Origin of the sequence: Sphingomonas kaistensis (genome assembly GCF_011927725.1) — a bacterium.
Classification (GTDB): domain Bacteria; phylum Pseudomonadota; class Alphaproteobacteria; order Sphingomonadales; family Sphingomonadaceae; genus Sphingomicrobium; species Sphingomicrobium kaistense.
This window is the reverse complement of record NZ_JAATJC010000001.1, coordinates 2,242,105-2,254,354: the sequence shown is the minus strand read 5'-3', so window position 1 is coordinate 2,254,354 and position 12,250 is coordinate 2,242,105. Positions and strand designations below refer to the sequence as shown.

The 12,250-nt window shown below is 65.9% G+C and carries 9 protein-coding genes; 4 read left to right on the top strand and 5 right to left on the bottom strand.

The window, feature by feature from the left end; translation table 11 throughout:
* Window positions 1–27 precede the first annotated feature (27 nt).
* Genes GGQ97_RS11060 through GGQ97_RS11050 form a run of 3 tightly spaced genes read left to right on the top strand, consistent with a single transcriptional unit; the run spans window position 28 to window position 4,280 of the window.
* Window positions 28–1,566, top strand: coding sequence for a DHA2 family efflux MFS transporter permease subunit (locus GGQ97_RS11060; protein ID WP_168069578.1), 1,539 nt, complete (start codon window positions 28–30; stop codon window positions 1,564–1,566).
* A 19-nt stretch (window positions 1,567–1,585) separates the two neighbouring features.
* On the top strand, window positions 1,586–2,344 hold the full coding sequence (locus tag GGQ97_RS11055) for an alpha/beta fold hydrolase (RefSeq protein ID WP_168069576.1): 759 nt from the start codon (window positions 1,586–1,588) through the stop codon (window positions 2,342–2,344).
* A 52-nt stretch (window positions 2,345–2,396) separates the two neighbouring features.
* Entirely contained in the window at window positions 2,397–4,280 is a 1,884-nt protein-coding gene (locus GGQ97_RS11050) for a M2 family metallopeptidase (RefSeq protein ID WP_168069574.1), read from the top strand.
* A gap of 44 nt (window positions 4,281–4,324) precedes the next feature.
* Here the strand turns inward: GGQ97_RS11050 and GGQ97_RS11045 are convergent, their stop codons facing one another.
* The 3 genes from GGQ97_RS11045 to GGQ97_RS11035 all read right to left on the bottom strand — a co-directional run bounded on the left by GGQ97_RS11045 (window position 4,325) and on the right by GGQ97_RS11035 (window position 6,656).
* The gene (locus GGQ97_RS11045) at window positions 4,325–5,389 is read right to left on the bottom strand and encodes an SDR family oxidoreductase (protein ID WP_168069572.1); all 1,065 of its coding nucleotides are present in this window, start codon (window positions 5,387–5,389) and stop codon (window positions 4,325–4,327) included.
* 72 nt (window positions 5,390–5,461) lie between these two features.
* On the bottom strand, window positions 5,462–6,019 hold the full coding sequence (locus GGQ97_RS14555) for a hypothetical protein (RefSeq protein WP_168069570.1): 558 nt from the start codon (window positions 6,017–6,019) through the stop codon (window positions 5,462–5,464).
* A gap of 154 nt (window positions 6,020–6,173) precedes the next feature.
* Window positions 6,174–6,656, bottom strand: coding sequence for a peroxiredoxin (locus GGQ97_RS11035; protein ID WP_168069568.1), 483 nt, complete (start codon window positions 6,654–6,656; stop codon window positions 6,174–6,176).
* Between the two features lie 111 nt (window positions 6,657–6,767).
* Here GGQ97_RS11035 and GGQ97_RS11030 point away from each other — a divergent pair, with 111 nt between their 5' ends.
* Window positions 6,768–7,340, top strand: a complete 573-nt coding sequence (locus tag GGQ97_RS11030) for a YqgE/AlgH family protein (protein WP_168069566.1) — start codon at window positions 6,768–6,770, stop codon at window positions 7,338–7,340.
* 98 nt (window positions 7,341–7,438) lie between these two features.
* Here GGQ97_RS11030 and GGQ97_RS11025 read toward each other — a convergent pair whose 3' ends face one another.
* Together GGQ97_RS11025 and ahcY are read right to left on the bottom strand one after the other, a co-directional pair.
* Window positions 7,439–10,528, bottom strand: coding sequence for a TonB-dependent receptor domain-containing protein (locus GGQ97_RS11025; RefSeq protein ID WP_168069564.1), 3,090 nt, complete (start codon window positions 10,526–10,528; stop codon window positions 7,439–7,441).
* Between the two features lie 198 nt (window positions 10,529–10,726).
* On the bottom strand, window positions 10,727–12,133 hold the full coding sequence (ahcY, locus tag GGQ97_RS11020; RefSeq protein ID WP_342448521.1) for an adenosylhomocysteinase: 1,407 nt from the start codon (window positions 12,131–12,133) through the stop codon (window positions 10,727–10,729).
* Window positions 12,134–12,250 lie beyond the last annotated feature (117 nt).

Sequence of the window (12,250 nt, the reverse complement as noted above, 5' to 3'; positions counted from 1 at the left end):
CCGCGGCTTCGGCCTGGCGCACCGCCCATGACCGCCGCTTTCAAACCGCTTGATCGCACCCAGCACCTGCTGATCACCATTGCGGTGATGCTGGCGGTGCTGATGCAGGTGCTCGACACCACCATCGCCAACGTCGCCCTGCCGCATATGCAGGCCAGCCTCGGGGCGACGCAGGAAAGCGTGAACTGGGTGCTGACGAGCTACATCGTCGCCTCGGCCATCGCGATCCCGATCGCCGGCTGGCTGTCCGAGCGGATTGGGCGGCGGCGGCTGATGATCATGGCGGTGATCGGCTTCACCGCCGCCTCCATGCTCTGTGCCATCGCCACATCGCTGCCCGAGATGGTCGCCTTCCGCATCATCCAGGGCGTCACCGGCGCTTTCCTTGTGCCGCTGGCGCAGGCGACCATGTTCGACATTAACCCGCCCGAAAAGCACGCCCAGGCGATGGCCCTGTTCGGCGGCGGCATCATGATCGGGCCAATCATGGGCCCGGTGCTCGGCGGCTGGCTGACCGATAGCTTCGACTGGCGCTGGGTGTTTATCGTCAACCTGCCGGTCGGCGTGCTCGCCGCAGTCATGCTGTGGCGGACGATGCCGGAAAGCGAGACCAGCCGACGGCCCTTCGACCTGCTTGGCTTCGCCTTGCTCGCCCTTGCGCTCGGCTCCCTCCAGATGTTCCTCGACCGTGGCGAGAGCCAGGACTGGTTCGAGAGCTGGGAGATCATCATCGAGATGGGGCTCGCCATCGCCTTCGGGTGGATGTTCGTCATCCATACGATGACCGCCAAGGCGCCGATCTTCGAACGCGGCATGTTTGCCGACCGGAATTTCGCGACCGGGCTATTGTTCATGGCGGTGACCGGCGTGCTGCTGCTCGCCGGCCTTGCGCTGCTTCCGCCGCTCTTGCAGCACGTCTACGGCTACAGCGTCCTTCAGTCAGGCATCCTCACGGCCCCGCGCGGGGTGGGGACGCTGATCTCCATGCTGGTGGCGGGCCGGCTGGTTGGCAAGCTCGACAGCCGCCTGCTGGTGGTCGCCGGGATCAGCCTGATGGCCACCAGCCTGTGGATGATGACCGGCTTCGCGCTCGATCAGCCATCGGGCCCGGTGATCTGGTCGGGCGTCGTCCAGGGCCTCGGCATCGGCCTCATCTTCGTCGTGATGCAAAGCCTCGCCTTCGCCACGCTGGCCCCGATGATGCGGACTTCTGCCGCATCGCTGCTCAACCTCGCACGCAACATCGGCGGGTCGATCGGCATCGCAGTGGTCGGCTCGCAGCTGGTGCGGATGACCCAGGTCGCCCACGCCGATATCGCAAGCAACGTCACGGCCTCGACCATCCCGACCATGGACCCCCGCCTGCTCGAGCGGATCGGGCAGGAAGGCGATATCGCGCTGGCGGTGATCAACGCCGAGGTCACCCGGCAGGCGGTGTTCATCGCCTATCTCGACGACTTCTGGCTGATGATGTGGATCACGCTGGCCGCGCTTCCACTGGTGCTGCTGCTGCGCAAGGCAAGCGCGCCGCAGGGCGGTCCGGCAGCCCATGCCATCGCCGACTAGTTCGGCTAGGGGCTTGGGAATGAGCGACATCACCACCCACCATTGGGCCGCCTCCGACGGCGTTGACCTGGTCTGGCACGAAACCGGCGCTGGCCGCCCGGTCATCTTGCTCCACGGATTGTTTTCCGACGCGAACATGAACTGGATCAAGTTCGGGCACGCCGCCCGGATTGCCGCCGGGGGCAGGCGGGTGATCATGCCCGACCTTCGCGCCCACGGCGCCAGTGGCCGTCCGCACGGAGCGGAGCATTATCCCCGCGGTGTGCTGGCGCGCGACGCCCGCGAACTCGTCGCGCATCTCGGCCTCGCCGACTTCGATCTTGGCGGTTTCTCGCTCGGCGCGCGGACGACGGTGGAGGCGGTCGGCGAAGGGATGCGCCCGGGCAAGGCGGTCCTCGGCGGCGCCGGCCTCGAGGGGCTTCGCAACTGGCAGCGCCGCAAGACCTTCTTCCTCGAGGCGATCGCAGGTTTCGACACGCTTCCGCGGGGCGACCCGCATTGGCTCTCCATCCAGTTCATGAAGAGCCAGAAGATCGACCGGACCGCCGCCGCGCTCCTGCTGGAATCCTTCGAGGATGCGTTCGAGGGCTGGCTTCAGGCCTTCACCATGCCGACCCTGGTGGTGTGCGGGAGCGAGGATGACGACAATGGCTCGGCCGAGGAGCTGGCCGCTGCCATTCCTTCGGCGACCTTCGTGGAAGTGCCGGGAACGCACATGTCCAGCGTCACCAAATCGGAATTCGGGCAGGCGATTGCGGACTTCTTGACGGAGGAGTGAGGCAGGCGCAGGGATTTGGACCTAATCTTCCCTAGTTGAAGGCGTCAGATCCATGAAATTGGCCGCTTCGGTTTCCCTCTTCGCCCTTGCCCTCGGCGCTTGCGCCACGACCGGGCGGAACCTGCCGTTGGAAGCCGAGGCGGATCGCCTCGAACAGGCCGCGGACGCGGCAACGCCCGCTACTGCCGCGGCCCGCACGCCCGAAGGCGCCCGGCAGTTCATCGCGGCCGTCGAGAAGGACCTGTTCGACCTTTCGACCATCTCGTCGCGCGCGGCCTGGGTGAACGCGACCCACATCACCGACGACACCGACGCGCTTGCCGCTTACTTCGGCACCATCGGCACCGAAAAGGGCGTCGCCTACGCCAAGGAAGCGGCCGAATTCTCGAAGGTGCAGGGCCTCGACCCCGACACCGCCCGCAAGCTCAACATCCTGCGCGGCGCGCTGGTGCTCGCAGCGCCTTCGACCGGGGGCGCCGCGGCCGAACTGAATACCATCTCGACCCGCCTGTCCTCGACCTACGGCAAGGGCCGCGCCACGCTCGACGGCAAGACCATCACCGGCGATGTCGCCGAGGAAGCGATGGGCGAGCTGCGCAATCCCGCCAAGACCGCCGAAGTGTGGACCAGCTGGCACACCAATGTCGGCCGCCCGATGCGCACCGATTATACCCGCATGGTCGAGATCGCGAACGCGGGCGCCAAGGAACTCGGTTATGCCGACAGCGGCGCGATGTGGCGGTCGCAATATGACATGAGTCCGGAAGAATTCTCGGCCATGTACGACCGGCTGTGGGGCGAGCTGACGCCGCTCTACAACCAGCTTCACTGCTATACCCGTGATCGGCTGAACGCCAAATATGGCAACAGCGTGCAGCCCAAGAACGGCCCGATCCGCGCCGATCTCCTCGGCAACATGTGGGCTCAGGAATGGGGCAACATCTACGACGTGGTCGCGCCCAAGGGCGCCGGCGACGTCGGCTATGACATCACCGATCTCCTCAAGGCGAAGAAGAAGACCCCCACCGACATGGTGAAGATCGGCGAGGGCTTCTACACCTCGCTCGGCCTCGCGCCGCTGCCCGAAACCTTCTGGCAACGCAGCCAGATCGTGCGTCCGGAAGGCCGCGAGGTGATCTGCCACGCGTCGGCCTGGGATCTCGACAACAAGGACGACCTGCGCATCAAGATGTGCACGAAGGTCAACGGCGACGATTTCGTCACCATTCACCACGAGCTTGGACACAACTACTACCAGCGCGCCTACAACAAGCAGCCGTACCTGTACCTCAACGGCGCCAATGACGGCTTCCACGAGGCGATCGGCGATTTCATCGCGCTGTCGGTGACGCCGGAATATCTGGTCCAGATCGGCCTGCTCGACCGCGCCAAGGTGCCGGATGCCAGCAAGGACACCGGCTTGCTGCTGCGCCAGGCGATGGACAAGGTCGCGTTCCTGCCGTTCGGCCTGATGGTCGACAAGTGGCGCTGGGGCGTGTTCGACGGTTCGATCAGCCCGCAGCAGTATGAGGCCGGCTGGAACCAGCTGCGCCTGCAATATCAGGGCATCACCCCGCCGACCCAGCGCAGCGAGGCCGACTTCGATCCGGGCGCCAAATATCACATTCCGGCAAGCACGCCTTATGCGCGCTACTTCCTCGCCCGCATCCTGCAGTTCCAGTTCTACAAGGCGGCTTGCGACATGTCCGGCTGGAAGGGCCCGCTTCACCGCTGCTCCTTCTACGGCAACAAGCAGGTCGGCCAGCGGCTAAACGCCATGCTGGAGATGGGCGCGAGCAAGCCGTGGCCCGACGCGCTCGAGGCCTTCACCGGCACCCGCGAGATGAGCGGCAAGCCGATGCTCGAATATTTTGCCCCGCTGCAGCGCTGGCTGGAAGAGCAGAACAAGGGCAAGACCTGCGGCTGGCAGGCCTGAAGCGCTTCAGGCCCTCACTCCGACTGGGGTGAGGGGCTAGAGCCTTAGCTCATCCCGGCGGCCTTGATCCGGCGGTGCGCTTCGGCGGTGCCGATGTCGCGGTTCTCCTCCCTGGCCCACAGGAACAGCGCGCCGGCCGCGACCGATCCCAGCACCGCCGCCGCGGCGAGCGGGTGCATCTGCGCCTCGAGGAGCAGCGACGTCTTGCGCTTGAACGGTTCCTGATTGCCTTCGACCCGGCCGTCGCGGCGCGGCTCGAACAGATTGTCGTTGGTACCGGGGGCGGGCGGGACGTCGGTGGTCTGCATCGCCTCCCCGCCGATCAGCTCCATTCCCTTGTCGGCAAGGCGGGGGAGGGACGGCGCAAGGCTCGTCAGCGCAAGCCCGCCACCGCCCACGATCAGGCTGCGGCGCTGCTTCTGGGCGGCGAAGCAGATCGCCTTGGCGACCAGTTCGGCGTCATACAGAGGCTGCGGCAGCCGCGCCGGCTTGCCCAGCTTGTTGCGGGCATGCTCGGGATACATGGTGTCGATCGCCGCGGGCTTGATCAGCGTGACGGCGACCGGCGCGCCTTCCTGCGCGAGCTCCATGCGCAGGGTGTCGGTGAACTGCATCACCGCCGCTTTCATCGCGCAATAAGGCCCCTGGAGGGGGATTGCGCGATTGGACAGGACCGAGCCGATGTTGATGATCGCGCCGCCCTGTGGCCGCAGATGGCGAGCTGCGACGAGGCTGGCGTCGACCAGGCCGAAATAGCCGACGTCGAACACCCGGCGATGCTCGTCCAGCGTGACGTCCTCGACCCGCGCGTACATGGCGGCGGCGGCGTCGTTGACCCAGGTATCGACCCGCCCGAACGTATCGATGGCGTGGATCAGCAGGCGTTCGGCAGCACCCGGCTCGGCGATATCAAGGCAGAGCGCGCTCGCCTGTCCGCCCTTGTTGCGGATGGCGACCACCGCCTCGTCCAGCGCCTCGGCATTGCGGGCTGCAAGGACCACCCTGGCGCCCGCGGCGGCGGCCCGGCGCGCCGCAGCAAGGCCAATGCCGCTCGAGCCCCCGACGATCACCATCACCTGGTCGGATAGGGGCTTGAGGGAAACGGCCATTGGTTAGCTCTCCGATGCGAAAAGGGCGCCGGACATTGTGCCCGACGCCCTTCATCAATTCCTCAAGGCCGCTTAGGCTCCGTAGGAGATCGCCCCAACCTTAGTGTCGGTCTTCGCGGTCTGGTCGAGGCCTGCGCCGACGGACTTGGCGGCGGCATCGGGTGTCGCGGCATTCGCCTGGGCAGACCCGGTCGTGCTGGCGGTGGCGGCATCGGTGCCGGGCGTTGCCGCGGCGTTGGTGCTGCTGCCGGTCGCGGCCAGGCTGGCAGCGCGAACCGCCGACGGGCTGCCGGAGCTGGTGCCTGCACTGCCGCTCGGAGCGGTCGACGCCGTCTCGAGGCTGCGATCGCTGGCAGCCAAGTCCTGCTGCTTGCCGGTCGTTTCCTGGCCCCAGTTCATCAGCGGCTTGTCGCTCTTGCTGCGGGTGAGGAAGAAAGCGGCGGCGCCGGCCGCAACGGTAGCGAGGGCGGCCGCCGTGTAGGGCCGCTCCTTGACCGTGTTCACGACCCTGTCGCGGCGGCGTTCGCGGTCGGCGCCGGTCGCGCCCCCGGAACGCGATGTGCCGCCGTGATGGCTGCGCGCGGTCTGGCTGTGAGTGTCGTGGCGGCGGGTGTCGTCGTTCTTGGCCATGCCCTGTCCTTCTCGTTACGCGAGTGGTCGGGCGGTCAACGAGTGGTGCCGGGGCTTGTTGCGGCGGACCTGATCCGCCGCGCCGTGGCGTGCCGCGAAAAAGGCCGGGCCCCGGCGCCGCCGGAATCCGACCCTCTCCCGCAAACGCGAGTGCTTAAAGCTGTTCGAGCAGGGTTTCGGCGCTCGACGCGCGATACTCGCCGGGCGCCTCGACGTTCAGCTGCTCGACGACGCCGTCGTTGACGATCATCGAATAACGCTGCGATCGGACGCTGCCCATGCCGAACTGCGAACCGTCCATGGTCAGGCCCAGCGCCTGTGCGAGCTGGCCGTTGCCATCGGCGATCATGGTGATGTCTTCGCTGCCCTGATCCTTGTTCCAGGCCGACATCACGAAGGCGTCGTTGACGCTGGTGCAGGCGATCTCGTCCACGCCCTTGCCGCGCAGGTCGGCGGCCTTTTCGACATAGGACGGCAGGTGCTTGGCCGAGCAGGTCGGCGTGTAGGCGCCGGGCACCGCGAACAGGGCGACCTTGCGGCCGCCGAAATAGTCGCCCGTGGTGGTCGGCTTGGGGCCTTCGCCCGTGGCGATGACGAGCGGCATGTCGGGAATGCGGTCACCGATCTGGATGGTCATGGCGGAGGCTCCTTGCTTGTTGGGTGGCTGATGGTCCGTGCAGGCGCTCTATCCGTCGAGCGGAGCGTCAACAAGGCTTGTGCGGCGGCGAGCACATGGCATGGTGAAACGATGCCGGACGCTCCCTTTCTTTCCGGGAAACTGCTGCTCGCCATGCCGGGCATGTCCGATCCCCGTTTCGAGCGGAGCGTCACCGCGCTGTGCGTCCATGACGAGAATGGCGCGGTAGGGATCGGCATCAGTCACAAGCGGGCGGGGGTCCGCCTGCGCGGCCTGCTCAAGCAACTCGGGCTCGAACCGGGGGACGCGCCCGATGCGCCAATCCACCATGGCGGTCCGGTCGAGCCCGGCCGCGGTTTCGTCCTGCATTCCGACGATTGGGGTGGGGAGGACACGCTCCAGGTCAATGGCGAGGGTGGCAAGCTGTGGACGATGACCGGTACGGTCGACGTGCTCCGCGCCATCGCCGAAGGGCGCGGGCCGTCCCGCTGGCTGATCGCGCTGGGCTATGCCGGCTGGGGTCCCGGCCAGCTTGAGGACGAGATGACCCGCCACGGTTGGTTCGCCTGCCCCGGAACGCCGTCCATCCTGTTCGATACCCCTACCGACGAACGCTGGGCGGCCGCCTTCAAGCTGGAAGGCATCGACCCGCGCCTGCTCGCCAGCGAGACCGGCGCCGCCTGACAGGCGCGAGGGCAGCACCGCTGCTCTTCTTACCTGCTCACCGCATAAGAAAAGGGCCCCGGTTTCCCGAGGCCCTTTCCGTTGTCGCTACAAGCTGATCAGAGCTTGAAGTTGACGTTCGCGAAGAACGAGCGGCCGACCAGGTCATAACCGCTGTAGATCGGCGAGTTGCCAACCGTGGTCAGACCGAAGTTGGTGATCCGAGGCGGCGCCTTGTTGAACAGGTTACGGACGCCGACGGTGAATTCGTACCGGTCCGCGACGTTGAACTGCACCGACGCATTGTGGAGGAAGTAGTCCTTCACTTCCAGGAACGCGAAGTCACGATAGGCCTGCACGAGCTCCGGATCGGTCGTGCCCGTCAGGTTGTCGAACGCGAAGTAGTTGTAGGTCCGCTCCTTGTCGCCGCCGACCCAGTCCAGGCCGTAGCGGAAGGTCACCCGCGGCGTGGCATAGATGGCGTCGAAGTTGCCGACCCAGTCCGGCTGGGTGATGATGCCGTTGGCATCAGCCAGGAACTCCTCCGGGAAGAGGCGCGACGACTGCTCGGTGTACTTGGTGACATTGGCGTTGAGCGTCAGCGTACCCGGCCCGATCAACTTGGTCGCGAAACGACCGTTGAATTCGAAGCCCTTCACGATGCTTTCCGACAGGTTCACGAAGCTGCTGGTGACCTGGAGGATGTTGTTCGAGTCACGATTGACGAAGCGGCAGAAGCCCGCGGTCGGATCGAAGTTCTCGGCCGCATAGCAGCGGTTAAGAATGGTCCCTCCGGCCAGATCCGACACCCCGTTTTCGACCTTGATGTCGAAGTAGTCGAGAGCCAGCGACAGCGAGCCGATCGAGGCCGGGATGGGCGGACGGGCGACGACGCCCACCGACCAGTTCGTGGACGTTTCCGCTTCGAGGCCGGCTTCCGCGCCACCGACCCGGAAGACAGTGATGCCGCTGCGCTGCTCGAAGTCCGCCGGAAGGCCGACCGACGCGCAGTTGCGTGCAATGATCTGCTCGGTCGGCGACTGCTCGCCAGCCGCCGGCAGGGCGCTGCACGGATCGGAGTCGCTGCCGAGGAAGCCGCTGGTGGCGCCCAGGAACTGCTCGGCGAGAGCCGGGGCACGGTAGGACGTGCCATAGCTGCCGCGGAAGCCGAGGCCACGGACCGGTTCCCACTCACCCGCGATCTTATACGTCGTGTCGCCGCCGTACGACTTGTAGTCGGTGTAGCGGAGCGAGCCGTTGACGTTGAGGCGATACAGGAACGGCAGATCGCGGACGATCGGGACGAACAGTTCGCCGAACACTTCGCGGACGCTGTCGGAACCGACCGTGGGGGTGCCGGCGGTCAGGCCGAACAGATTGCCACGAACCGAGTTCGCGTCGGGCTGATCGTTGATCCGCTGCTTGCGATACTCGGCGCCGAGCGCGAGCTGGACGCTTCCGCCCGGCATCTGGAACAGCGGACCATCGACGCCGAACGCCAGCGTGGTTTCACGGAATTCCGTGGTCCCGATGGTGTTGTCGACGATGTAGTCGCGGAAGGCCTGCGGCAGGTTGCCACCGATCACCGCAGCGGACAGCGCCGGCGCGGCGACGCAGTCGCGGTTGGAGGCCTGCGATGCGCAGCTGAAGGAGCCGTCCGCGTTCTGAACGACGTTGAGCGAGTTGGCGAGACGATCCGTCAGGAACGATTCGATGTCGTAGGTGGCATCGTTCCACGACTTGCCGGCGTACGCGTCGTAGCGCCAGCCGCTGAAGAAGAAGTCGCCGCGCAGACCGCCCGAGGCACGGACGTAGTCGACCTGCTGGCTGGAATCGGTGAGGCCGTAGCCGATGAACGCACGAGCGGCGATCTGCTGCCCGCTCGAGGTTTCCGTCGGGTTGGCGAACACGCCGTCACGGATATTCTCGGGAAGCAGCGGGCTGCCACGCAGGTAATCGAGCGACAGCTGGCGATACAGCGGCGACGACGACTTGCGGCGGGTTGCAAGGACTTCGCCGTAGATCTCGGAGTTGCCGAGGTAGCCGAAGTCGTAGGTGCCCGACAGGTAGCCGGTCAGGATTTCCGTGCCGGTGATGAGCGGCTCGAACTCCTGCTGCGGGTCGAAGGTGTCGCGGTCGTAGGTGCCGACGCCGAGGAAGCCCGGGAACGGACCGGTCGTCTGCCCGGGGGCGGGGACGAAGCGGTTGAAGTTGCCGAGGGCGCCGCTGGTGCGGCCGATCGCCTGGCGGGTCGGAAGGCCAAGGGTGTTGATGGTCACGCCGCCGTTGTCGAGCGTGAAGCACTTGGGCTGGCCGGTCGCCGGATCGATGAAATCGTCCGAACCGAGCGCGGTGCCTTCACCGGCGAGGAACCCGCCGATCGGGCAGCGGAAGAACTCGCTCTGGTTGCGGGCCAGGGCGTCACGCTTGCGGTACTCGACCGAGCCAACCAGGCTGAGGCGGGGGATCTGGATGCCGAAGCTGGCGGCAACGCGCTTGTCGACGCCGGCGCCGATCTCAGGCACGTTCGCCTGCGCATCGATGGTGAGCCCGGTCAGCTTGCGGTCGGTGATGATGTTCACGACGCCCGCGATGGCGTCCGAACCGTAGATCGACGAGGCGCCGGCCTTGAGCACTTCGATCCGCTCGACGATTGCGGTCGGAAGGACGTTGAGGTCGGCTGCGAGGACCGAACCACGGCTTCCGCCCGGCGCCAGGCGGCGGCCGTTGAGGAGGATCAGGGTACGCGCCGGTCCGAGGCCGCGCAGGCCGAGTGTGTTGGCACCGGTGCCGCCGTCGGTGACGAAGCCACCGTAAGCATTGGTGATCTGGCTGGCGCCCTGCGTCACGGCGCCACTCTGAAGCGCGTCGGTCGCGCTGTTGAAGCCCGACTGGGTGATTTCCTGGGCGGTGATGACCGTGATCGGCTCAACCGTGCTGTATTCGTCGCGGCGGATGCGCGAACCGGTCACGACGATTTCGCCATCGGTCTGGGCGCTGGTGTCGGCGTTGTTCAGCGTGGAAGCCGGATCGCAGGTGCCATCCTGGTTCTCGTCCGGGCAGTCCGGGGTCTGGACCGTGGTCGGAGCGTCGGTGACCGGCGTGGTCGCCTGGGCGGCAGCATCCTGCGCGTGGGCCGGGACGGCGAAAAGCGCGCCGAGCGCCAGGGCCAGTGATGAGGTCGTGATCGTCAGGCGAGCATTCCGCATTCGTAACTATCCTAATCGCGTCAAGGGGATGCGCCCCCCTAGAGGCTGACCTGTGTCGGGCAAGGAACTTTGTTAACCTTTGGAGCCGCCGGGGCCGTGGCTGTCACACCATTGCAACAGCAAATGACTGCGCCACCTAGAGAAAGAGCCCCGTCCTTGCGGAGCGGGGCTCTTTATTTGTTTAGGTCGGAACCTTTCTTAATACCGATAGTGTTCCGGCTTGAACGGACCCTGCTGCTTGACACCGATGTAGCTGGCCTGCTTGTCCGACAGGGTCGTCAATTTCACGCCGAGCTTTTCGAGGTGGAGCGCGGCCACCTTCTCGTCGAGGTGCTTGGGCAGGACGTAGACGTCGTTGCCGTACTTCTCGGCCTTGGTCCAAAGCTCGATCTGCGCCAGCGTCTGGTTGGTGAAGCTGGCCGACATGACGAAGCTCGGGTGGCCGGTCGCATTGCCGAGGTTCACCAGGCGGCCCTTGGACAGGATGATCAGCTTCTTGCGATCGGGGAACTGGACCTCGTCGACCTGCGGCTTGATCTCGGTCCACTGCATGTTGTTGAGCGACGAAATCTGGATCTCGCTGTCGAAGTGACCGATGTTGCAGACGATCGCCATGTTCTTCATCGCCCGCATGTGGTCGAGGGTGATGACGTCCATGTTGCCAGTCGCGGTGACGAAGATGTCGGCACGGGTCGCCGCTTCTTCCATCGTTACGACTTCGAAGCCTTCCATCGCCGCCTGCAGCGCGCAGATCGGATCGACCTCGGTCACCAGCACGCGCGCGCCGCCGTTGCGGAGCGAGGCGGCCGAACCCTTGCCGACATCACCGAAGCCGGCGACGCAGGCGACCTTGCCGGCCAGCATGACGTCGGTACCGCGGCGGATGGCGTCGACCAGGCTTTCCTTGCAGCCGTAAAGATTGTCGAACTTCGACTTGGTCACGCTGTCGTTGACGTTGATCGCGGGGAAGGGAAGCTTGCCCTGCTTGGCGAGCTCGTACAGCCGGTGGACGCCGGTGGTGGTTTCTTCCGACACGCCCTTGATGTTGGCGACGGTCTTGGTGAGGTAGCCCGGACGCTCCTTGAGGAAGCGGTTGAGCGTGGCGACGAAGACTTCTTCTTCCTCGTTGGTCGGGGTGAACAGGGTTTCTCCCGCTTCGACGCGGGCGCCCCACAGCGCGAACATGGTGGCGTCGCCGCCGTCGTCGAGGATCAGGTTGCAGGTTTCGTCCTGGCCCCAGTCGAAGATGCGGACGACATAGTCCCAATATTCCTCAAGCGTCTCGCCCTTGACGGCGAACACCGGCACGCCGGTCGCTGCGATCGCGGCAGCGGCATGGTCCTGGGTCGAGTAGATGTTGCAGCTCGCCCAGCGGACGGTCGCGCCGAGCGCGGTCAGCGTCTCGATCAGCACGGCGGTCTGAATGGTCATGTGGAGCGAACCGGTGATCCGCGCGCCGGACAGCGGCTTCGACGCGCCGAACTCGGAGCGCAGCGCCATCAGGCCCGGCATCTCGGTTTCGGCGATCTCGATCTCCTTGCGGCCGAAATCAGCGAGGGAGATGTCCTTGACGAGGAAGTCGCGGGTAAGGGTTTCGGTCGGCACGGTGAGTTCACTCCAGTGGAAAGGGCAGGGCCCTAAGCGCCCCGCAGCCATGACGCGCGCCCCTAGCGCGAAGGTGGACATAAAGAAAGCTTTATATGTTTCCGCGGCCATTTCCGG